This is a genomic window from Mesobacillus sp. LC4 (assembly GCF_053543455.1).
Genome location: NZ_JBGCUB010000002.1, coordinates 119,238 through 142,238, shown reverse-complemented (window position 1 = coordinate 142,238; position 23,001 = coordinate 119,238). Strand labels below are relative to the sequence as shown.

General features: G+C 43.7%; 20 protein-coding genes. 10 read left to right on the top strand and 10 right to left on the bottom strand.

Annotated elements, in window-relative coordinates; translation table 11 throughout:
- Positions 1–29 precede the first annotated feature (29 nt).
- Entirely contained in the window at positions 30–1,571 is a 1,542-nt protein-coding gene (locus AB5I83_RS07365) for an FAD-dependent oxidoreductase (RefSeq protein ID WP_448974149.1), read from the top strand.
- A 191-nt stretch (positions 1,572–1,762) separates the two neighbouring features.
- Here AB5I83_RS07365 and AB5I83_RS07360 read toward each other — a convergent pair whose 3' ends face one another.
- Positions 1,763–2,665: an NAD(P)/FAD-dependent oxidoreductase gene (locus tag AB5I83_RS07360; RefSeq protein ID WP_448974147.1), complete on the bottom strand. Its 903-nt coding sequence runs from the start codon at positions 2,663–2,665 to the stop codon at positions 1,763–1,765.
- A 195-nt stretch (positions 2,666–2,860) separates the two neighbouring features.
- On the opposite strand from AB5I83_RS07360, the gene AB5I83_RS07355 reads away from it, so the two are divergent.
- Positions 2,861–3,922 (top strand): hypothetical protein, encoded by a 1,062-nt coding sequence (locus AB5I83_RS07355; RefSeq protein ID WP_448974145.1) that lies wholly within the window; start codon positions 2,861–2,863, stop codon positions 3,920–3,922.
- A gap of 210 nt (positions 3,923–4,132) precedes the next feature.
- Here AB5I83_RS07355 and pgmB read toward each other — a convergent pair whose 3' ends face one another.
- Both pgmB and AB5I83_RS07345 read right to left on the bottom strand, forming a co-directional pair.
- Positions 4,133–4,801: a beta-phosphoglucomutase gene (pgmB, locus tag AB5I83_RS07350; protein WP_448974143.1), complete on the bottom strand. Its 669-nt coding sequence runs from the start codon at positions 4,799–4,801 to the stop codon at positions 4,133–4,135.
- Positions 4,802–5,195: 394 nt separating this feature from the next.
- Positions 5,196–7,487 carry a glycoside hydrolase family 65 protein gene (locus AB5I83_RS07345; protein ID WP_448974141.1) on the bottom strand — a complete coding sequence of 764 codons (2,292 nt, stop codon included), beginning with the start codon at positions 7,485–7,487 and terminating at the stop codon, positions 5,196–5,198.
- Positions 7,488–7,716: 229 nt separating this feature from the next.
- Between AB5I83_RS07345 and AB5I83_RS07340 the strand changes: the two genes are divergently transcribed.
- Positions 7,717–8,088 carry a cbb3-type cytochrome c oxidase subunit I gene (locus AB5I83_RS07340; RefSeq protein WP_167831018.1) on the top strand — a complete coding sequence of 124 codons (372 nt, stop codon included), beginning with the start codon at positions 7,717–7,719 and terminating at the stop codon, positions 8,086–8,088.
- Between the two features lie 44 nt (positions 8,089–8,132).
- Here AB5I83_RS07340 and AB5I83_RS07335 read toward each other — a convergent pair whose 3' ends face one another.
- Entirely contained in the window at positions 8,133–9,338 is a 1,206-nt protein-coding gene (locus tag AB5I83_RS07335) for an MFS transporter (RefSeq protein WP_448974139.1), read from the bottom strand.
- A gap of 198 nt (positions 9,339–9,536) precedes the next feature.
- On the opposite strand from AB5I83_RS07335, the gene AB5I83_RS07330 reads away from it, so the two are divergent.
- Positions 9,537–10,370 (top strand): hypothetical protein, encoded by an 834-nt coding sequence (locus AB5I83_RS07330; RefSeq protein ID WP_448974137.1) that lies wholly within the window; start codon positions 9,537–9,539, stop codon positions 10,368–10,370.
- A gap of 36 nt (positions 10,371–10,406) precedes the next feature.
- On the opposite strand, the gene AB5I83_RS07325 is transcribed toward AB5I83_RS07330, so the two are convergent.
- The gene (locus AB5I83_RS07325) at positions 10,407–12,641 is read right to left on the bottom strand and encodes a sensor histidine kinase (protein ID WP_448974135.1); all 2,235 of its coding nucleotides are present in this window, start codon (positions 12,639–12,641) and stop codon (positions 10,407–10,409) included.
- Positions 12,619–13,311 (bottom strand): response regulator, encoded by a 693-nt coding sequence (locus AB5I83_RS07320; protein ID WP_167831014.1) that lies wholly within the window; start codon positions 13,309–13,311, stop codon positions 12,619–12,621. The genes AB5I83_RS07325 and AB5I83_RS07320 overlap by 23 nt, the downstream gene beginning before the upstream one ends.
- A gap of 216 nt (positions 13,312–13,527) precedes the next feature.
- Here AB5I83_RS07320 and AB5I83_RS07315 point away from each other — a divergent pair, with 216 nt between their 5' ends.
- Positions 13,528–15,192, top strand: a complete 1,665-nt coding sequence (locus AB5I83_RS07315; RefSeq protein ID WP_448974133.1) for an SWIM zinc finger family protein — start codon at positions 13,528–13,530, stop codon at positions 15,190–15,192.
- Positions 15,193–15,238: 46 nt separating this feature from the next.
- Here the strand turns inward: AB5I83_RS07315 and AB5I83_RS07310 are convergent, their stop codons facing one another.
- Positions 15,239–15,703 (bottom strand): HAD family hydrolase, encoded by a 465-nt coding sequence (locus AB5I83_RS07310; protein WP_448974131.1) that lies wholly within the window; start codon positions 15,701–15,703, stop codon positions 15,239–15,241.
- A 61-nt stretch (positions 15,704–15,764) separates the two neighbouring features.
- Between AB5I83_RS07310 and AB5I83_RS07305 the strand changes: the two genes are divergently transcribed.
- On the top strand, positions 15,765–16,304 hold the full coding sequence (locus AB5I83_RS07305) for a dihydrofolate reductase family protein (RefSeq protein ID WP_448974129.1): 540 nt from the start codon (positions 15,765–15,767) through the stop codon (positions 16,302–16,304).
- A 15-nt stretch (positions 16,305–16,319) separates the two neighbouring features.
- On the opposite strand, the gene AB5I83_RS07300 is transcribed toward AB5I83_RS07305, so the two are convergent.
- Together AB5I83_RS07300 and AB5I83_RS07295 are read right to left on the bottom strand one after the other, a co-directional pair.
- Positions 16,320–17,300 (bottom strand): DUF4179 domain-containing protein, encoded by a 981-nt coding sequence (locus tag AB5I83_RS07300; RefSeq protein WP_448974127.1) that lies wholly within the window; start codon positions 17,298–17,300, stop codon positions 16,320–16,322.
- On the bottom strand, positions 17,278–17,811 hold the full coding sequence (locus AB5I83_RS07295; protein ID WP_448974125.1) for a sigma-70 family RNA polymerase sigma factor: 534 nt from the start codon (positions 17,809–17,811) through the stop codon (positions 17,278–17,280). Before AB5I83_RS07295 ends, AB5I83_RS07300 begins: the two co-directional genes overlap by 23 nt.
- Before the next feature lie 144 nt (positions 17,812–17,955).
- Between AB5I83_RS07295 and AB5I83_RS07290 the strand changes: the two genes are divergently transcribed.
- From AB5I83_RS07290 to AB5I83_RS07280, 3 genes are read left to right on the top strand one after another with little or no spacing between them, the layout of a single operon-like run.
- On the top strand, positions 17,956–19,005 hold the full coding sequence (locus AB5I83_RS07290) for an alpha/beta fold hydrolase (protein ID WP_448974123.1): 1,050 nt from the start codon (positions 17,956–17,958) through the stop codon (positions 19,003–19,005).
- Positions 19,002–19,874, top strand: a complete 873-nt coding sequence (locus tag AB5I83_RS07285) for an alpha/beta fold hydrolase (protein ID WP_448974121.1) — start codon at positions 19,002–19,004, stop codon at positions 19,872–19,874. The genes AB5I83_RS07290 and AB5I83_RS07285 overlap by 4 nt, the downstream gene beginning before the upstream one ends.
- Positions 19,875–19,884: 10 nt before the next feature.
- Positions 19,885–20,262, top strand: coding sequence for a VOC family protein (locus tag AB5I83_RS07280; RefSeq protein WP_448974119.1), 378 nt, complete (start codon positions 19,885–19,887; stop codon positions 20,260–20,262).
- Positions 20,263–20,300: 38 nt separating this feature from the next.
- Here AB5I83_RS07280 and AB5I83_RS07275 read toward each other — a convergent pair whose 3' ends face one another.
- Positions 20,301–21,176 (bottom strand): SGNH/GDSL hydrolase family protein, encoded by an 876-nt coding sequence (locus AB5I83_RS07275; protein WP_448974117.1) that lies wholly within the window; start codon positions 21,174–21,176, stop codon positions 20,301–20,303.
- Between the two features lie 271 nt (positions 21,177–21,447).
- Here AB5I83_RS07275 and AB5I83_RS07270 point away from each other — a divergent pair, with 271 nt between their 5' ends.
- A complete protein-coding gene (locus AB5I83_RS07270) occupies positions 21,448–22,704 on the top strand; it encodes a GGDEF domain-containing protein (protein WP_448974115.1) in 1,257 nt (418 codons plus the stop codon).
- The last annotated feature ends 297 nt before the right edge of the window (positions 22,705–23,001 follow it).

Sequence of the window (23,001 nt, the reverse complement as noted above, 5' to 3'; positions counted from 1 at the left end):
TTAGTTATTATGAAGATTTTTAAGGAGGAATGTTGATGAATGATTATACTTCAAAACTCCCACGCTTTCCAGAGCCATACTGGCGAAAAACCGCGGAACTGCCGACATTCAATAAGCTGCAGGAGGATTTGAAGGTCGATGTCGTTGTGATTGGCGGCGGGATTACTGGATTGACCTCTGCCTATTTGCTGGCCAAGGCTGGTGCGAAAGTAGCGGTAATCGAAGCCGGCAGCATTTTGAATGGTACAACCGGGCATACAACCGCAAAAGTGACCGCCCAACATGGCGTCATATATGATGAGCTGATCAACCATCATAGTGAGGAAAAGGCACGCCTTTACTATCAGGCCAATTATGACGCAATGCAATTTGTCAAAAACCTCGTAAAAGAAGAGAAGATCGACTGTGACTTATCCGAAGAGGATGCTTATATTTATACGAATTCCGAAAAAGAGATGGAAAAGCTTCTGAAGGAATTCAAAGCATACGAAAAACTTGGTGTAGCCGGCAGTGAATATGTTTCTGAAGTTCCTCTCCCTGTGGAAGCAAAAGCAGGAATTGTGATGCGAAATCAGGCACAGTTCCACCCGCTGAAATTTTTAACGCATCTTGTTGAACGTTTTACAGAAATGGGTGGCCAAATTTTCGAAAATACGACTGCAGTGGATATGGAGGAAGGATCCGAGCCTGTCGTTACAACCCGCGATGGTCACAAGGTGCACTGCAATCAAATGATTGTCAGCACGCATTATCCCTTTTATGATTTAAAAGGGTTCTATTTTTCAAGAATGACTCCGGAGAGATCGTATGTGCTTGCGGTAAAAACCGAGAAGGAATTCCCTGGCGGAATGTTCATCAATGCTGAGCAGCCAACCCGCTCGCTTCGTTATGCTGACTGGAATGGTGAAAAAATCGTCCTGTTTGGCGGCGACAGCCATAAAGTTGGTCATAAAACGAATACGCATCAATACTATGAAGCTCTCGAGGCATTTGCCCACCAGACATTCGGTGTAAAGGAAATTCCGTTTAGATGGTCTGCCCAGGACCCTGTTCCTTTTGATAAAATTCCATTTGTCGGCCAATACTCAACGGCTACAGACAATATTTATGTCGCGACTGGATATAGAAAATGGGGAATGTCAAACGGAATCAATGCCGCCATCATGTTGAGCGACCAGATCTTGAAGAAGGATAATCCTTATAAAGAAGTATTTGATCCGCAGAGATTCAAAGCGGATCCTGAACTGCGTAAGATCATATCAACGAGTACGCACATTGCGAAAACTCTGGTTAAAGGAAAGCTGGAACGCCCATCTACCCAGGCGACATCGCTTGATACCGATGAGGGCGCAGCAGTGACTGTCAATGGCAAACGCGCTGGCGCGTATCGCGATGAAAACGGCGAGCTGCACATTGTGGATACCACCTGCACCCATATGGGATGCGAGCTCGAGTGGAACAATGGCGAACGCACATGGGACTGCCCATGTCACGGATCCCGCTTCTCTTACAAAGGAGATGTCATTGAAGGTCCTGCTGAATTGCCGTTGAAAAAACTTGATCTGGAATAAAACGAAGCCGCCATTCATGTCTGAGTGGCGGCTTTCAATATGTCTTAAGGGAATATTTTGTATTCTCTCGGTCATAAATACATTCCTATAAATCACTTTTAACTCAGGATATATTGCTCCAAGCCTAAAATTAAACAATTCTCAATCAGGAATAGCTTCAAACGGGATTCAAAATCCTTCTGATTAGGTAGCTACTCCCTTTTATCAGCCAAAAGTGTCTTATGAATCCAGATGCTGGCCTGCATGCCGTCTCCCATGGCAATCGTGGTTTGTTCTGAATGAGCGACCAAATCTCCTGCGGCCCAGACGTTTTCGACATTGGTCATTTTTGTCCGCGGATCGACCAGTACATGTTTGTTTTTATGCAGGTCGACACCAAGCTGTTGTGCGAGCTGTGATTTCACTTCATTTCCGCCGAAAGCCATGAAGCCCCGTTCTGATGTCAATTCCTCGCCGTTCTCGAGCATAACTCCCCTGAAATCAGGCCCGTCAGCCAGCACCTTTTCAATCGGCCCTTCCACATACTTAATGCCTTTTTCCTTCAATGTAGCCCGTGTTTCCTTATCAACTTCTTTGTTCTCATGATTTACATACGTGAGGTTATCCGTGAAATAATTCAAGGTCAGTGCCATGTTCGCACCAGGGTTACCCGAACCCATCACAATTGTGGACTTGTCTTTCACTTCATGTCCATCGCAATCCGGACAAATATACACACTGATTCCAAGCGTTGGCATCAGTTCAGGAAATGGGGGAATCCGATCCATGACCCCTGTAGCCAGCAGCAAAGTCTTCGCCTTATATGAGTCACCGCTCTCTGCCTTTACTTCGAAGCCATCCTCATTCTTTTGGGCACTCTCAGCCTTGCCAATCACGAACTCAACACCATATTGTGCAGCCTGCTTCCGGCCGATTTCTCTTAAGTAAGGTCCGCTTACCCCATCTGGATAGCCGAGGATGTTATGATAGCTCTGGCAAATCGCCGACCGTCCATCACCCGCATCAAGTACCATCACATTATGATCATACCGCCCAAGCTGAATTGCCGCCTGCAGCCCAGCAATTCCGCCTCCAACTATTAGGCAATCGTACATACCGATTCCACCGCCTTTTTAAAATTGTCATACTAGCATGTTTCCCTTTTTAAAGGTGGTGTAATCCAGTTTGTACCGCTTAGAAATTACCATAAATTTTTTCAATATTTCTATAAACACTAGTTTTGTCGAACACCATTAAATTACTACTTAAGCACTATTAAATCAGTTATAATTAAATTGAGGTGGATAATAATGACAAATACTGTCGCAACAAAACCAAGATTACTGCTTTATGTAGTTTTAGCCTCTTTGATTCTGGCAACAAATTTCATTCTTTACCGTACATCGATGTTCAGCCCAGTACCAGAGGGCGCTGTCGTCGGTTCACTGCTTGACCTGTTGATCATTTTGCCTCTCCTGACCTACTTCATGATCATTCGCAAAAGGTATTCACTTAAATATATGGGCGTCGTCATCCTGGCTGGCTTTGCTGCCGCCTACTTTATCGTACCGCAGCAGCACCTTTCCGATTACCCTTTCCTTCCTTATCTTTTAATGGTTTCAGAAGGCGCATTCCTGTTGTTTGAACTTTATATTGCCTACACCGTCATCACACGGCTTCCAAAACTGCTGAAGGAATACAAAAAGCTAGCGAGGCAGAATTCATTCTTTCTTTTCAACATTCGAAGAGCTGTCGAAGCGAACCTTCCGAACAATAATGGTATCAAAATTTTTCTTACTGAATTCTCGTTGTTCCACTATGCACTCTTTTCATGGAAAAAGAAACCTGAAATCGAATACGGCATGGCTTTTACCTATCATAAAAAAACAAGCGTGAATGCTGTCTACATCATGATCATCCATGCCATCGCAATTGAATCTGTTGGGCTTCATTACTTCCTGCACAGCTGGAATCCGATTGTTTCCTACATCCTGCTATTTTTGAATATATACGGCATTCTGTTCATGCTGGCCGAGCTTCAGGCCACACGCCTCACCCCATTCCTGCTGACTGAAGAGCATTTGTTACTGCAGACAGGATTTTCAAAATCAATGTATCTCCCATTAAGCAACATCAAAGAAATCAGACATTATGATGGGCCTGAAAAATTCAGCAGCAAAGAGCAAGCTGAGCTTTTTGATGCCAGGGTGCCTGATTTGATCCAGGAGAAGCCAATGTTTGAAATCGTACTTCATGAGCCGCAAGATGTGCATCTCCTCTACGGTTTAAAGCGAAAAGTAAATCGGGTTGTCCTGAATGTCGATGATTCCGATGTTTTTTACCATGAATTGAAGCGGTCACTCCATGAGTGATCGCTTTTTTATGATCCATTTGCCAAGCAATACTAATAATCTGTTTAGGAAAGCGATAATCTCTCACTAAGGAACAATATTCTCTCGGTGAAACATGTTATTCCCCGACTGTAAGCCCGTAATCTCTCACTAAGCTTAAATATTCTCTCATTTATCCAAAACAAAAATAGTAAAAACCCAGCCACAATAGTGACTGGGATTCCCTATCTCTTAACCTTTATATACTTCTACAATTTTCTCAAACGATAGCTCATCCGTGCTTGCATAGACGAGATCAGCATTCTCGAAGCTTTCCTTTGGACCAACCGCAACAGCGAACATTCCCGCTGAGTTGATTGCCTGGACGCCTGCAGCTGCATCCTCGACACCGATGCATGCTTCTGGCTCAACACCAAGCATTTCCGCGGCGCGCAGGAATACTTCCGGATGCGGCTTACCGTTCTCGACTGTTTTTGCGTCAACGATGATATCGAACTCGGATTTCATTCCAAGCGACTCCATCACCGTGAAAGCATTCTTGCTCGCGGACGCTAATCCCAGTTTAAGACCTTTCGCCTTAATATCAGCAATCAATTCCTTGATGGCCGGCAGCAAGTCAGCAGGAGTGATATCCTGGATCAATGTCAGGTAGTGCTCATTTTTCTTCTCCGCCAATGCTTCTTTTTCTTCAGCTGTAAAATCTCCGGTACGGCCGCCAAGCTCAAGGATTTTCTCGAGGGAATCCATCCGGGAAACGCCCTTCAGCTCCTCGTTATCTTCGCGGGTAAAAGTAATGCCCAAATCCTCCGCCAGCGCCTTCCATGCAAGAAAGTGATATTCCGCAGTATCTGTAATGACCCCATCAAGGTCGAAAATAAAAGCTTTAAGTGGTCTAGTCATGATCAAACTCCTTTCATGAATCAGTCATTCAACTCTCAGTTCTATTTAATTTTTATAAGGCATTTGAGAACCATGTACCCTGCAAAATGTCTATAATATTCTGTTTCTTAGACATTTCAGTCGCAATCACTCCTCAAAATGTCCATTAAAACCTGTTTCTTAGACATTTCTGTCACGGGTACTACCCAAAATGTCTATTAACAACCGTTTCTTAGACATTTCTGTCACAGGCACTCCCCAAAAAGTCTATTAAATCCTATTTCTTAGACATTTCTGTCACGGGCAATACCAAAATGTCCATTAACACATAGTCTTTCAAATAACCAAGCGTTGTGGCATCAATTTGCATAAGAGAGAGAGACCTTCAGGCTTCCCCAAAGGTCTCCTTCATAAGTTATTTCAATTTTACAGAAAGCTCGCCTTCAGCAGGGATCGTTACGTCTTCGCCATAAAGCTTCAAGGCAAGTTGTGGTCCTTGCTGCGTGAGGACGACGTTTTCCTGGTTCACTTCTACTTTGATATAGTGGTCGCGGTAGATGATGTTGAAGCTGTACTGGTTCCATGCTTTCGGTATGAATGGCGCGAATGACAATGTGCCTTCGGCTGTTCGCATGCCCGCGAAGCCTTGTACGATTCCCAGCCATGCACCTGTCATGCTTGTGATGTGCAGGCCGTCTTCTGTATCGTTGTTGTAATTATCAAGGTCAAGGCGCGCCGTGCGGTTGTACATTTCATATGCCTTCTCTTCCATGCCAAGCTCTGCCGCAAGAACTGCGTGGATACTTGGAGACAATGATGACTCATGGACGGTCATTGGCTCATAGAATTCAAAGTTGCGGCGCTTCTCTTCCTCTGTGAACTCATGGTTGAAGAAGTATAGACCCTGAAGAACATCTGCCTGCTTGATGAAGCAGCTGCGCAGGATTTTATCCCATGACCATTTCTGGTTGATCGGGCGGTCTTCAGCTGAAAGCTCATCCACCGTCATCAAGTCTTTATCAAGGAATGTATCATGCTGGACGAAGACACCTTTTTCTTCATCGTACGGGAAGTACATTTTCTCGATGACATCCTGCCATTTTGAAAGCTCGGCATCAGAGAACTCCAGTCCAGAAAGACGGTTCTCATGGCCATTCTGCTTAAGGAACTCGATGACTTCAAGCGTGTAGCGCAATGTCCAGACAGCGATACGGTTTGTGTACCAGTTGTTGTTGACATTGTTTTCGTATTCATTCGGTCCTGTTACCCCATGCATCATGTAAACGTTCTTGGACTTGTTGTAGTGCACGCGATCTGCCCAGAAACGGGAGATGCCTGCGAGCACATCGATTCCATATTCATGGAGGTAATCTTTATCTCCAGTGTAATTTACATAGTTATAGATTGCGTAGGCAATCGCACCATTTCGGTGGATTTCCTCAAACGTGATTTCCCATTCATTGTGGCACTCGACGCCTGTAAAAGTAACCATTGGGTAAAGCGCACCCTTTAGTCCTTGCTGCTTTGCGTTATGGTAGGCGCCATCCAGCTGGTTATGGCGATAGATCAGCAGGTTGCGGGCAACCTCGGATTCTGCAGTAGAAAGATATAGCGGGATTGCATAAGCTTCTGTATCCCAGTATGTTGCACCGCCGTACTTTTCACCTGTAAAACCTTTAGGTCCGATGTTCAAGCGTGAGTCTTCACCATAATAGGTCGAGAAAAGCTGGAACAGATTGAAACGGATGCCCTGCTGTGCTTCATCATCGCCGGCAATCTCGACATCAGCGATTTCCCAGCGGCTCAGCCAGCCATTTCTATGCTCATCCAATAATTGTTCAAAGCCTTTTTCAACGGAACGTGCCAGCACTTCGCGTCCTTTAGAAACCAGTTCGCCGGCTTCATAGTCACGGTCTGTTGTCACAGCAACATACTTGTAAAGAGTGACAGTTTGTCCCTGCTCAGCCTTCACTTCAATGACATTTTCCACATATTCTTCTTTTTCATTGACTTCGACTTTAGCGACACTGCCTTTGACAACACTTTGCATAGTTGTCGCCACCTGGAAAGTCGGGGTCCCGAATGGATTGTCCTTCGTCTTCATGACAAGATTGCCATTGTATTCTGAAGCATCTCTGCTCACTTCATACCAGAAGTCCTCGTCATAGTTAGAGTCTTCGTTACGCACATCTCCGTCAAGATAAGGAACATAGGTAAGGTTTCCATTATAGTTCTTGGCAGTCACTGAATACTTGATCGCAGCCAGTTCTTTGTCAGCAACAGACAGGAATCTTACAGCTTCCACTTCTGTTTCCTTGCCGTTCTGAACGACTGTAAAACGGCGTGTCAAGACACCGTGCTGCATATCAAGCTCACGGTAGTAATCGCTTACTTCTGCGCTGTGAAGATCCAGTTCCACTCCATCAACAATTACCTTAATACCGATAAAATTTGTTGAGTTAATGACCTTGCCAAAATAATGTGGATAGCCATTTTTCCACCAGCCTACACGCGTTTTGTCTGGAAACCAGACGCCTGCAATATATGAACCACGATGAAAGTCTCCCGTATATGTTTCTTCAAAGTTCCCGCGCATGCCCATATGGCCATTTCCCAGGCTCATGATGCTTTCCGCAAGCCGGAAATCTTCTTTATGCAAGTCCGTTTCAACGATCTTCCAGCTATCAATTCCAAATAATCTTTTCATAGCTTTTAGCTCCTTTAAAGGTTGTACAAACGTTTGCACTATTATATCATGAATTTCCGCAAAAATGACAAAAGCAATGGTGATATTTTTGTGTCATGCTGAACTTATTATTATTTTACTATTATGTTTCGGTCATTATTTTTTTCACCTATTTTGTTAGTACTTATGTTATAAATTTTCAGATAACTAATATAATCTAAAAGAACTAATTAAGGGAGGAGGAAACAATATGAGCATCCGTTTTTTCAAGGTCGCTGCGGTTTATTTTGTCATTGCCATTATTTTAGGAATTATTATGGGGATTGTTCATGATTTCACTCTGACATCTGTCCACGCACACTTGAACCTGCTTGGCTGGGTATCAATGGCCTTGTTCGGGACGATTTATTATCTTTTTCCGAAAGCCGGGAACAGCAAGCTTGCTAGCACTCATTTCTGGCTGCATAACATCGGGGTCCCGGTCATGCAGGGCGGGATCACTTTATCCATGCTGGTTGGGGGTGTCATTTTCACCGTCTTTGCCATCATTGGATCACTGGTCATCGTTGTCGGAGGCATTCTCTTTCTTTTGAATGTGTTCAAAAATGTAACAGCATCATAATGAAGACAAAAAAAGTTCGCCCTTTGAGAGGCGAACTTTTTTCATTATGCAAGCTCCTTCTGCTTCGTTTCCGTGCCCCAGAAAAATACAGCCGCTGCACCAATCAAAATGGCGATGCAGAAAATCGTGAATATCGTCGTGATGGATAGATTCTGAGCTGCTAGATACGGAACCATCAGCGGTCCGATGATCCCGCCGATACGGCCAAAGGATGCGGCCATCCCCGCTCCTGAGCCACGGATCGTTGTGGGATATTGTTCTGGTGTATAAGCATACAGCGCGCCCCATGCACCCAGGTTGAAGAATGACAGCAGGATTCCTGCCGTAATCAGCAGTGCAAGCGTGTCTGCCGTGCCGAAGAAAAAGGCACTTAAGGCTGTTCCGATCAAATAGACAACCAGCACGAATTTCCTGCCGGCTCTTTCTATCAACCATGCGGCTGTAAAATATCCCGGTAGCTGGGCAAGGGTCATGATCAATACATACTGGAAGCTTTTGATCAATGTGAAGCCCTTCATGACCATCACGCTCGGCAGCCAGAGGAACATTCCATAATAAGAGAAAACCACACTGAACCATAGGATCCATAGCATCGCCGTTCTCTTGAAGTGTTCTCTTGACCAGACCTCCGCGATGCTCTCTTTCATCGTCAGCCTATCCTTTTTGGCGACTGCCAGGTACCTTGGTGAGTCAGGAAGATTGATACGAAGGTACAGGGCATACAGTGCTGGCAGCGCACTTAGGATCAGGGCCATTTGCCAGCCGAATTTCGGAATGACGAAATAGGAGATCAATGCAGCAACTAGCCAGCCTGCAGCCCAAAAGCTTTCGAGCAGGACAACGACACGCCCCCGTTTTTCAGCAGGCACACTCTCCGAAACAAGTGTAGATGCGACTGGCAGCTCTCCGCCAAGCCCCATGCCTATAAAGAATCTTAGCAATAAAAAGAAGGACAAAGTCGTTGCCATCGCGGAAATCCCGCTACCGACAGAGAACAGCAATAATGTAATAATAAAAACGTTTTTCCGGCCAATCCGGTCAGCCAGCAAACCAAAAACAAAGGCACCGACAGCCATTCCAATTGAATTCACGCTGCCAATCCAGCCCATTTCCTTGCCCGTCAAATTCCAGTCGACCTGCAATGCAGCGATGATAAAGGACAGGATCCCCACGTCCATCGCATCGAACATCCAACCCAGACCTGCAATCCCAAGCAGCTTCTTTTCTGAGATTTCCTCCGTTTTTTTCATAAAGCCCTCCTACACCATTAAAGCGATACAAATAGTTTCCCTAAAATTGTTAGTTTTAACATCATTTATTATGCGCTTTTCTATATTACCACGTGTCTTTACACTAGTCATATTAAAAGTTTACACAATCCACCACAATAAATAATTTCAAGGAATAAGTGAACATTATAACTACAACCTTGAAAGGTGGGGTGTGCCGTGAGGAAAAACAAACCTATTAAAAAGAACTCCATTCCCTTCCTGCTGCTGGCAGTCGCTCATGTTTTGCTTTTTGTCATTTTTGCTAAACGAAGCCGTCAGAAAAATATATGGATCCTCTTGCTTTCTAATATAGGGATGGCATATTTATTCGAGTATCCTGTCCTTAATTTGTTCAAAGGGTATACCTATAAACCATTTATCCTCAAAAAACGGGTTCATGACCAAATTCTTGGAGCGATTTTTTCCCAGGCACTATATGTCCCCATAACCGCTACTCTCTTATCTGTGTATAGAAAGAATCGGTATTGGAAGCTGGGCACCACGCTGATCTATTACGGAATTGAACACTTTTTCATTCATTTAAAAATTTATAAAGCATATTGGTGGAAGCCTAGTTACACTTTATTTTTCATGAATATTTATTTTTACATCAGCGACCGGTTTTACAAAGAACTGAACGCAAAAAAAGAATGGGCTCTTGTCATTGCCCAATACCTGGCGACTGAAGTGATCGGGGTCACCTTGCTTTATATATCTGCGGTCAACAGAAAAGTCCGGTTCGGACGTGGAATCCACCATTCCTGGCGCGAGCATTTCATCATTGCACCGCTCTATAGCTTGATTCGATCCATGCTCCTGGTTTTAAGTTCTTCAAAACCCGGTCTGCAGCCAAGACTCTACATGTTCCTTGGTTCGTTCTTCACTGATCTGTTGCTTGAACGGATCGGCCTGGTGAAGTTTCGCTTGAATAAGGTCTGGAGTATTGCTTACCATGCCGTCATGATCATTATTTCAAGGTTCCTTTATTTAAAAATACGCCTAAAAAAGTAGAAACCCCCTCTGCAAAGCAAAGGGGGGAACTTCTGGTTAATTTAGTTTTTCGAGGATCACTGTCACCTTAAACAGGTCTCCGTCGACATCGATGTCTAGCGATCCTTCATGCAGATCGACGATTGATTTGGCGATCGCTAGGCCCAGTCCAGATCCTTCTGTATGACGTGACTGGTCACCGCGTTTGAAGCGCTCAAATAGTTCGTTCAGATCTTCACCCAATTCGTATTTCGTGATGTTTTTAAAAGTAAGCACAACCCTGTCCTGCTCTTCTTTTACCGAAACATATACCCTTGTATTCTCCAAGGCATACTTCAGGATATTACCGATCAAATTATCGAACACCCTCCAGAGCTTTTGTCCGTCTACAAAGGCATAAACCGGATGCTCGGGCTGAGAGATCCGCAGCTGAAGCGTCGACTGGCTCAGTGCCTCATTATGCTCAGCCAAAGCCTGTTGCAGCAGCTGGTTGAGATCAACCTTCTCCTTGTGAAGTTCGATATTGCCGCTCGCCATTTTCGTCGCCTCGAACAGATCATCAATCAATACCTTTAGCCGCTTGGATTTCCGATCAAGAATTTCAAGGTAGGAGTCTCGGTCCTCGGGAGCCAGATCAGGTGTTTTCAAAAGCTCGGTGTACGTAATGATAGATGTCAGCGGCGTTCTGAGGTCATGGCTTACATTCGTGATCAATTCCGTCTTCAGGCGCTCGCTTTTTGCTTGTTCCTTATGGGAAACATTCACCGTATTCCTCAAATCATTGATATTAGCTGCATGTTTCGCGATCGCGGATTTCCCTTTCACCGGTATGTCGGCACCTAAATTGCCTGCAGCAAGTTCTTCTGTATGCTTCAATACTTTATTCAAGTAGCCTGCTTTCCTCATGATTATGAGGAAAATCGGGAGACTTATTATCCCAATTGCGAAGGCAATAACGAAAATTTCTCCTCCACCAGCTGCAAGGACGCCAACAAACAGCATGCCCATTGCAAATGCAATACCGAGGATGACAAGCAGCTGAAATCCGATGCTCTTGACGATAAATGCATCAAGGATGGCGTAGTAGCTTTTAACTATGAGGCTGTCAATCAAGTCTTTCTTTAGCAGTGGCCAATCCTTGCGGTACTCTGAAAGGAATCTCAGCTGGACCCAGCCGAGAGCAAGCAATGAAGCTGCAGCAACCAGGCTGATGATCAGCTCGGTAAGGGTCGCGAAGAGATTTGAATGATAATAAACAAACTGTTCACTGATCAGTGTCATGGACAGCAATAGGAAAAATACCGTTAATAACAGCAGGACTGCCCTTACATCCAGCGGGATCCTTCCATAGAACGGCTTCAGATGGTCAAACGAACCGAACACGGTTGCCGGTTTTCTTTTAGCCAGGAAGTAGCTCGCGATTAGTGCGGCAAAGCTTGTCAAGAGATAACCGAAAAAGAGCTTTTGCCCTTTCTGGTAGTCTTTATAATTCATGATGGCAATATTTCTTTCTGATGCATTCTTGGATAAACCGATTTGACCGGTCAGATTCAGGTCTTTTTGTTTTTCCAGGATGGGTTCTGCGCCTTCATTATAAGGCAGGAAATTCTCATTAAAACCAGTGAATGCATAATTTTTTTGCAAGTCTGCATAATCCATTACATAATACATGTCTTTTTTATTCAGGTAGTCAGACGCTTTTTCACCCTTTGATAGGTTAAGGTTTGTATGGACTTCACCTGTTGAATTGTCCTTCAGGTAATATTTATATGCTTGCTCAAGATTATTGAATTCATGGCGGTATGCTTCCAGGTCCCGATAAAATTCATCAATCTTCAGCTCTTTCTCTTTTACAATTTTAGCTCGTACATATTCATCACTATTGAAGTTTTCGGTGATGTCCGCAATCTTTTCGTCCCTTTCCTTCGTCAGAACGTCTTCAGCCGCCTTGTTTCCTGAATCGATTGCCGCCTGTATTTGATCATTATATTGCATTCCGATATTGGATATCTGATCACCAAGATTGCCGTAACGTGTACGATGCTCTTCAATTTCCTCATCTGAAACGGTGATCTGCTTTTTCATTTCTTCTTTAGGCATATCATACAGTTCATACACATTCAGCATTTGTATAAACTGATCCATTTGCGAGTTATATTCATCTGATTCAAAATAGTCACCATGCATATACCGGCTGCCATTCGTCAGGATCGAAAACACCCCGCTAAGCCCGAAGGCAATCAATAGCACCCAGGTGACAAACAAAAACTTACTTTTCGATTTTATATCCAATCCCCCACACCACCTTCAAAAATCTTGGATTCTTCGGATCGATCTCTATTTTTTCGCGGATTTTCCGGATGTGGACTGCTACCGTATTTTCTGCGTTGTAGCTTGGCTCCTTCCATACCCGCTCATATATATCATTGATGGAGAATACTCTGCCAGCGTTCGTCATCAGCAGCTCGATAATCTTGTACTCGATTGGCGTCAGTTTCACCGGCTCGCCATGGGCTGTGACCTCCTTAGAAGACTGGTCCAGAGTCAGTCCGTTCAGGTCGATCGCTTTCGCTTTTCCTTCATATGTACCGAGCGTGACATATCGTCTCAGCTGGGATTTTACCCTTGCGATCAATTCGAGCGGATTGAACGGCTTCGTCACATAATCATCGGCGCCGACCTGGAGCCCAAGGATTTTATCCGTATCCTCTGCTTTTGCACTCAAAATGATGATCGGGATGTTCTTGTCTTCACGAATGCGGAATGTCGTCGTAATTCCGTCCTGGCGCGGCATCATCACATCGAGCAAAATTAAGTGCACCGGCTGCTCATTCAGCTTCTCGATTGCCTCAATCCCGTCCGCCGCCTTAATCACCTTGATTCCTTCATTCTTCAAATAAATTTCAATCGCATCACGTATCTCTTTCTCGTCATCAACGACTAGCACATTGTATTGTTCCACGCTTTTAAGACCCCCTTCCCATACAGGCAAGCTTTGATATTGATTATTCTAGACAGTGAACCTTAATATTCACTGAGCATAAATCTTAAGATTTTCTTAATATTGGTAAAGAGTGGTGTGTGAATCTATTATATATTTTTATGAAGGGTGTGGGGGAAGGTAATTTTTTGGCTAGAATGATAGTATGGAAGAAATGAATGAGGCGGTGTTGTATGCATGAAGATTTCAGATTTTGAAAGTTTCCTTGAGCCGGTCATTTTAGAACGTGGACATAAGCTTTTTAAAAAAGGAGCCGTCAAAAATTTGCAGCATCTAGAAGAAAATAGAGTGTTGGCGTCTGTGCATGGCTCCCAAACCTACAGTGTCGAGATTTTCCTTGATGGTGATGGGGTAATCAAACAGGCTAGCTGCAGCTGTCCGTACGACTGGAGCGAAACCTGCAAGCATCAGGCTGCTGTTTTTCTTGCGCTGAGAGAAGGAGCTACAGATGACAAACAGGAAGATAAAAATCCAGAAAAAGATTTAAACCAGTTACTTATGCAGGAATCAAAAGAGGACTTAGCTTCAATCATCCTTCAGTTTGCAAGGAGCCATGAGGAAATTGAGCGGCAGCTGCTGTTGAGATATGCATCTCCTGAAGAAGAAATCACAACCGCAAAAGCTCTGATCAGGGATTATATTAAAGGGGCCAAAAGCAGCGGATTCATTCATTGGAGACGGATGGATGAAGCGATGCAGGGAGCCTATATGGTACTCGATAACGCCGAGAAGAAAAATGATCGCGGCAGCTATGTTCAAGCTGTGAAGCTCTCACTTGAAATCATGCCGCCAGTTGTTTCTATGATCCAGTACGCGGATGACTCAGGTGGGGAAATTACCATTGTGACACGCAGGACGATGAAAGTGATTAAGAATGCCGTTGCTAGAGGATTGGACGAGCTGTCCACCGATGAGCAAAAGGAAATTTTCAAAGCTGTGCTGAAGGAAGCGAAGAACAAGCGATATAATGACTGGGATGAATGGCGCTTTGATTTGTTAGAGGCGATTATCCCCTTCGGCAAGGATCCAAAGCTGAGATCCGCATTGGAGAAAGAGCTGGATAAGCTGTTGAATAATACTCCACAAAATGAATGGAGCTGGAGACATACAGAGCAAAGCATCAAACAGTTGCAGCTTAGCCTTCTAGAGATTTCCGGTGCAGGAGATAGCACAATTGATGCCTTTATAGAGGAAAACCTCAGACATGATAAATTTCGTGAAAAAGCCATTGAGCGGGCCATGAATCGCAATGATTTTGAAAAAGCAGAGCAGTTCAGCTTAGATGGAGAGAAACAGGATACTTCCTACGCTGGCCTGGTGTATAAGTGGAAGGACTACCGCTATCAAATTTACGAACAGAAAGGCGATCTCGAACGCCAGCAGAGCATGGCATATGAACTGGTCACTAGCTATTATGAATATAAGGATTATGAAAGGTTAAAGAAACTTTATAGTGAAGAGCAATGGCAGGCAGTTTTCAAACAACTCCTCTCTGAATTAGAAAAGGGGCATAGCCGGGGCTTATATTTAACGGTTATTACCGAGGAAAAACTGGAGGACCGTATATTGGAATACGCAACTGCGAAGCCTTCCAGCATTGTCGAGTTATACCCTTACCTGATTAATAACCATCTATCGGAAGTAAACACCTTATTCGTAGACATGATTCTGTATGATGCTGAAAATGCGTCTGAGCGGAGATTATATAAGCAAGTCTGCAAGGATATAAAGAAATATAAAAAAGCCTGTGGCGAAACGAACAGCCGCAAGCTGATTGAAGAACTCATGAGCAAGTATCCGAGGCGCCCTGCCTTCCTGGATGAATTGCAGAAGATAAAATAAACTTTATGCTCATCCTTTTTGGATGAGCCTTTTTAGGTTTCACTTTCTATTTCCTCAAAGTAGCTATCATTCGGTTTGGATTCAGCAATAAATCCAATGCATCGAGGATATTTTCTATTAAAATATCACTTTTCAGCAGCGTTGATGTGGCACAGCCTTCTCTTCCGGCCACGGCAATAGCTAGATCTGCTTCTTCAAACATTGCCTCATCGTTTGCTCCGTTGCCCATACAGATTACTCCATCCAGGCTACGGACAAATTCGCCTTTTTCGGCAGTATGGTCACCGGAAAGAAGAATTTTTACGGATACCTGTAGTCCACTGCACTGTCTGGCTACGGTACCATTGGTATCTGCGGTGATGACATGAATGTCCATTTCCTTGTTTAACATCATGATTTTTTCAGTGACACCGGGAATCAACTTACCATCAAAAGCAATGGTCCCGTTAAAATCCAGAACAAGATGGTGAATAGTAAATGTACCTCTTCCAGGGATGTTCAAATATAACATGAATAGGCCCCCTTATTTTTGATAGAATAACGTTATTATACACCTGCTTGGAGGATGTAAAATGAAAAAGAACAATGTGGTCCTGTATATTGCGATGAGTCTCGACGGCTATATTGCGAGGCCGGATGGTGCCGTAGATTGGCTGGATGACGTGGAAGGCGAAGGAGATAATGGGTACGGCGAATTCTACAGCCAGGTTGGGACCGTCATAATGGGTCGTAAAACCTATGAAGAGGTTTTACGACTGACGGATGAATTCCCCTATGCCGGAAAAACCTGTTATGTTTTATCGCGCCAGACTAAGGAAAGCAGCCCTCATGTCACGTTTACAGAGGAGGAGCTGGAACCCCTTGTTTCTCGAATGAAGATGGAATCCGATGGTTATGTGTGGCTTGTTGGCGGCGGTCAGCTCGTGAAGCAGTTCCTTGACAAACAGCTGATTGACGAAATTCAGCTTTATCTCATTCCGAAATTGATTGGTGAAGGAATCCCGCTGTTCCCGGATGGCACACCGCCAGCAGATTTCGAATTGACGAGTACCGGACGCCATGGGCAGATTGCATCCCTGACATACAAAATCAAAACAAATGGCGCTGGCTGATCACCAGCGCCACTATTATAGGCCAATTCTAACAGGTTCAAGTTCCTTCCCCGACTCCAATTCCGGGCGTACTTCTATAAAATCAGAACTCGGTACAAACGGAATGGTGATTCGCCTTTTCTCCGTCACTGTCCCATTTTCGATTTTCTTTTCCAGCTTTGCATCCGAGGTTCCGCCGATGAGTTGTTTTCCATTTCCATCAGAAAGATCAAACCTCACTCTTTGGCTGCCTTCCGGGTAGCTTAATGTATATTCGATTGCCGTCGATGATGTCCCTTTAATCAGCTTTTCGAATGCGATTTTATGCTGACCAAGTTCAGTTTCCTGATCAAGCGCAATTGTTTCAAATGGCAGCTGGCTAATCGGCACGTCAAAATTCCATTTACCCTGTTCGTCCTTCCAGTTGTCACTGATTTCTCCGATACCAATGATGTTGAATGGCAAAGTGGTTTCCACCGGTAATTCCGCTCTCGGAGAGCTTAACTGGATATGCCCTTTGTAGCCATCTCCATCCGGCACCAATTTCACCAATTCCATCGTTTCTTCGATATTATGATCTCGGTCGAAAATTTCATAGAATGCATAAATCTCGTCCTCGTTGCCCTTCACTTCTCCTTTTACATCAAATGTGACACCTATAATTGCTCCGTCATAATAAGCTTCTGTAACTGTCACATCAATTCCAGCAAATGCTGCCTTTTCGTTCAACTCAGTGATGAGCTGCTTTGAGGACAGGTTTTCAGCTACTTTGTCATGTTCATAGAGTTTCGCGAGAATTGGAATTTCCGCCATCACACTGGCCATGGATGGGAACATGAATCCTGATGATATGAATAGAGCTGCCGCAGCTGCTGTTACTACCGCAACTTTAAAACGTGATTTTTGTTTAACCTTGATTTTACTCCCTTTCCTTACACCAGCCTGGATTGCCTTTACTACATCATCTTCGGGTACATCAATTCGATCTACACATTCATGAAACATTTTCTTTTCCATCCTGCTCGCCTCCCAATCTAGCCTTCAATTCCTTCCGCCCACGTTGCAGATAGGTTTTTACGGTATTTTCAGGTTTGTCCATCATTCTGGCAATCTCACCTATTGCCAGGTCATGATAGTAAAATAGGATAATCGCCGTCCGGTGCTGATCTTTTAATTGAGTGACCGCCTCCATTAAATCAAGGTTCTCTGCCACCTTATGTTCACTGCTTGAAGGCAAATCGAGCATTTTCTCAACTGGTGTTTCTTTTTTCCTTTTTTTCAAGACATCGTATGCACAATGGATCAGGATCCTTGTCAGCCAGGTTAAAAAGTATTGTTCATTTTTCAGCTGCCCGATCGCAAGAAATGCTTTGCATGATGTTTCCTGGACAATATCAAGCGCGTCCTCCCTGTTTCCGGCATATAAAAAAGCGGTCCGATACAATCGTTCACTATGTATAATCAGCAGCTCTTCAAATGCTTTTGCATTCCCCTTCACTGCCTTCTTCACAAGCTTTGCTTCTTTCATTTCCTGACCTCCTTTCACTCTTTAGAGCACATGCAGGCAAAAAAAGTTTCAACTTTTCCGAGATATTTTCCTAGTACTAAAGTAATATAGTAATAAATGGAATTTATCTATGTATAAACATAGTATATCGAACGAGGTGATGATATGGGCTTTTTCTCTCGTAAGCCTGATTTTCAAATTCCTGCATGCGGAATTGATCGGGTTAAGACAATCACAATCGGCGGAATCCAACAGACGATCCTCATCCAGACCTACTCTACAAGGAACCCAGTGCTGCTGTTTTTGCACGGCGGTCCATCCATGCCCCTGCCTGGTGTCTCTTCTAGAGGGAAAAACTACACTGTCGCCACCAACACAAAAGAACTGGTCAAGCACTTTACCGTTGTGTTTTGGGATCAGCGCGGCACAGGCAAGTCCTACCACAAAGATATTCCACATACAACAATGACCTTTGAACAGCTTGTATCCGATGCAGCTGAGCTGACGGACTTTTTAAGAGGAACGTTCAATCAGGAAAAGATCTTCCTGGCTGCTCACTCATTCGGTACCTTGATTGGCATGTACCTTCTGAAAAAGCACTCTGAAAAATTTCATTCCTATGTCGGCCTTTCACAAATCATCAGCTGGATGGAAAATGACCGGGCAGCTCTCTCCTGGGTTAAAGAAGAAGCGAAGAGGCGCGGCGATTATAAAGCGTTGAATGAACTGGAGGCCGTTGGTGAACCGCCGTTTGTCGAAGGATATAAACAATGGGGGATATTGCGAAAATGGCAGATGAAGTACAGCACGATGGTTTATAACGACCACCAAATCAAGCATCCGGGCCTAATGAAGGTATCTTTAGGAATGCTCAATTCAAGTACATATGGAATAGCGGATGTTTTCCATTCTTTTTACAGTGGCTTCAAGCTTATCTATTCTGACGAATTCATCCGGAATATACCAAACATCGATGTTCAAAGAGACATGCCATCCGTCGATGTACCTGTCACCTTCATTCATGGCAGGAAGGATGTCCATGTCCATGCTCATTTTGCAGAGGATTATCTCAACACTTTGAGAACCTCCCATGAAAAAAATTTCATTTGGATGGAGAAATCGGCACATCTTTTTCACCCGGATGATACGGCATTAATCGAACAGCATCTGATCAATGAATTAAGTCATATTAAAGCAGAGGTAATCAATCTATGAAAACTATCTATAAAAGCCTGGACGGAAAAGAGCAGATTCTTAACCAGTATGAAGAGTATCTTACGCAGTTCAATTCACTGATTTCAAGGGATTATGTCCAAACCAGATTCGGCCGCACACATGTCCTCGTAATGGGGAAGGAAGACGGGAAGCCCCTGTTTATTTTCCAGGGTGGCAACTGCATCAATCCTGTCACCCTAAGCTGGTTCAAGGGCCTGCTGGAAGAGTATAAAATCTATGCACCTGACACGATCGGACACCCTGGGTACAGTGATGAAACGAGAATCTCCGCCTCTGACAAAAGCTTTGCTCAATGGACTGCTGACTTGATGGACCATTACAAAGTTGAGAAAAGCGCCTTCCTTGGCCCTTCATACGGTGGCGGCATCATCCTCAGGATTGCTGCTTTTATGCCAGAAAGGATTCAGTGCGCGATCCTTATCAATCCTGCTGGTATCAGCCTTGGCTCAAAGATGAAAATGATCAAGGAAATCCTTGTTCCGATGATTTCTTTTAAAATAAACGGATCTGCCAGAAGTCTGCGTCAAATTGCCAATGTGATGTCCTCCAAAAGCATGAAGCAGCTGGATGAGAGCATCATCGGCAATATTTTTAAACACACAACCCTTGAACAAGACATGCCAAAGCTGACGACTATCGAAGAACTAAGAGGCTATCGTGCCCCAACTCTTGTTATGACGGGAACCGAGGATGTATTTTTCCCAGGAAACAAAATTTCCCAAAAAGCGGAAGGACTTTTAGGTGACCGACTGGAATTGATAGAGTACCAGATGGGACATTTTCCATCTGCTGCCCATCTTGAAAAAATCGAACAAGATATCAAGATCTTTTTGAAAAAACATTACTAGGAGGCAAATCATGCACTCAAATCCAATCCAAAAAGTCGGCCAAATTGGAATACCAGTCAAAAATATTGAAAGGGCGACTGCCTTTTATCAGGAAAAATTAGGATTGCCGTTAATGTTCAATACGGATACTATGGCTTTCTTCGACTGTGAAGGTGTCCGTCTCCTGTTAACCCTTCCAGAAAATGATCAATTTGCCCATCTTAGTTCTGTCATCTATTTTCAGGTAGCAGATATCAAAGCGAAATACGAGGAACTGCTTTCATGCGGGGTTCAGTTCATTGGGGAGCCTCATGTTGTTGCCAAAATCGGCGATACGGAAACATGGATGGTATTCTTCAAGGATTCAGAGGAGAACACTCATGCATTCATGAGCGAGGTTTCTGTATAAAAAGGGAAAAGGATACTGCTGTCGATGCAGTATCCTTTTCATTGAATGGCTTTCAATTCATTCTTTTTCAGGAATAATTCGATTTGATGTGCCGCCATCATCCCTGCCGTACTGTTCAAGTGCACCCCATCCGTCAGCAGCAAGTATCCATTCTTGGCAGAAATGCGGTCAAGACTGTTTCCGTATACAAAATGATCGATGATCGCTTTTTCATAAAGCTTTGTCCCGTTCCTCAGCGACCGACCTCTTGTATGCCCTTTTCCCTTTAGATAAGCCTTCAGTTTTTCATTAAAAGGAAGGTAAGAAACATTAGTCATTTCTGCTGTCTTCTTGATGACCTCATTGTACTGGTCAATTTCCTTATTCGCTTTTGAGAAAAGGTTTTCGCCGACAACCGGGAGCGATAACAGACCGATTTTCGCAGAGGTTTCGGCCTTCAGCCTGGAGATAATCATTGCTAAATTCTTTTCATACACCAATAATGACGGTTTTTCCATTTGCTCAGCCAGCTTCACGTTCCTCTTTGCAAGATCGGGGGCTATTTTTGCTGCAGCATCATTCAATCCGACGAGAATGACGATGAATTCTGGCTGGCAGGCAATCACATCGTCCAAACGCTGCAGGACATCATAAGCTGTACTTCCGTTGACACCCGCATTGATGAACTGATAATCCTTGCAGCTGCGCCTCCTGGCTGCGTCATCGACAAAATTATAGCTGATGTTTCCATGCACCGCGTCCCCGCCAATGACGGCGACAAGCATTTTCCCTTCCTGCCGAAGTCCTTTTTCCAGAAAAGCGCTCGGATTGTTAGGTGGCAGCTGGTTAATCCGGCCTTTCCGCTGATAATAAAGTGTCATAGTTACAGCAGCTATCAATAAAAGGACGAAAAACGCACCATAGATCAGTTCCATATATAACCCCTCTCTTTTAAAGAAATTAATTAAAAATTCTGAATTTATATAGTAAGATTATTCGACAAACCAGGTGAAAATCCCTGTAACAGGATATTTAAATGAACAAAAATCTTTTTTTTTGCCGATATTTCCATTATAGCCTTTTATGTTATGCTGCAGACAAATTAAATGGTACAAAAATTTACACAAATCAAAAAATTACTTTGCAACTAGATTTATATATAGGATAAAATTAATGGTAGAGTTTGGGAAAGGAGAATATTTGCCTATGCTAAAAGCTAGGTTATATGATTTCACATTGTTCTTTATTGCTGTTTCCGTGGCTTTTGGACTAGGTGCGTTCACTATAGACAAGAATATTTTTTTAACCGCGTTATTCATTTACTGGTTATTTTCAACCCTTTATAACCATTTACGAATCCGTGCGCAAAGCGGAGCGATGAAATTTGACTACGGAATCAGCTATAGTCTGTCTTTTGGGATTTTTGCGGGTCCGCTCGGTCTTTTCATTTTTGAAGCAATCTATCGTTTCACAGTCTATTTTTCAAGAATAAGCTCGAAAACTGCTGATGACAGTGAGCTTTCCGATACCTTCTACAATATAGGCGCCCATGTGTTAATTTACTCCATCGGCTATTACCTGTTTCATTTGGCATACCCGTTATTTGAGGGAATTCCTTTTGGATTCTGGATTTTGATGTGCATCCTTGCTGTGACGACGGCGTTGATCTCCTATACATTTCTTTCAACAGCTTTTTATATTTTGGGAGAAATCAAAAGCTTGCAGCAAGCAATCAAATTTTACAAAGATAGCAATAACTGGCTGGACCTTGGAAAGACAGCGTTCACGAATGGCTTGCTTCTGCTATTGCTTGAAGAGCAGCGTTGGGAAATGGTCGTAGGATTATTCATTTTGAACTATCTCGTCAGCCGTTCCTTCCAGTCAAAATCACAAAGCATCAAGAACAAAATTGAGCGTGACAAGTTCGAGCAAATGGCCTATACAGACTTCCTCACGGGAATTCCAAACCGTGCTTTTATGGATAAGAAAATGTCCGAGTTAAACCAGACAGGTGAAAAAGTAGGGATTGTTGTCGCGGACATCGATAAATTCAAGCTGATCAATGACTCCTATAATCATGCAGTTGGTGACCGGGTCATCCAGCATTTTGCCAACACTCTTAAAAACTTTTTATCCGATAACGATTACGTCTTCCGCAGCGGCGGGGAAGAATTCACCTTGATTCTAAGGAACAGGTCCCTCAGCCAAACAATCGAACTCGTGGAAAGAATCCGTCACGGAGTCGAGACAAGCTCAGTCGAGGTCGAATATCAATCAAGCAGACACGATGTCACCATCACCTCTTCCTTTGGACTCTATTATTTCAAAGTGAACCAATATACCTCCATGGAGAAAGGCTATATCTACGCCGACCAGCTACTGCTCCAATCCAAGGAGCTCGGTAAAAATAAAGTCACCTTCAAGGATGAACTAACCCAGCAAACACCGGTAAATGTCATGTAAAAAGACAGAGAGAATGTATCTCTGTCTTTTTTCTGTTTGCTAAAAGTGAGAAGGAATGCGATTATGACAGCTTTCCTGATATGCGCTTCGAACCTGTCTGAAGTTTGCTCTTCTTTTGACAGGTTTCCGCCTTTTTACACCGAACCTGTCTTAAGTTTGCTCATCTTGTGACAGCTTTCCGCCTTTTGACATCGAACCTGTCTTAAGTTCCTTCATCTTGTGACAGCTTTTCCCTTTTGGGCACAAAACCTGTCTAAAGTTTGCTCTTCTTTTGACAGGTTTTCGTCTTTTGATACC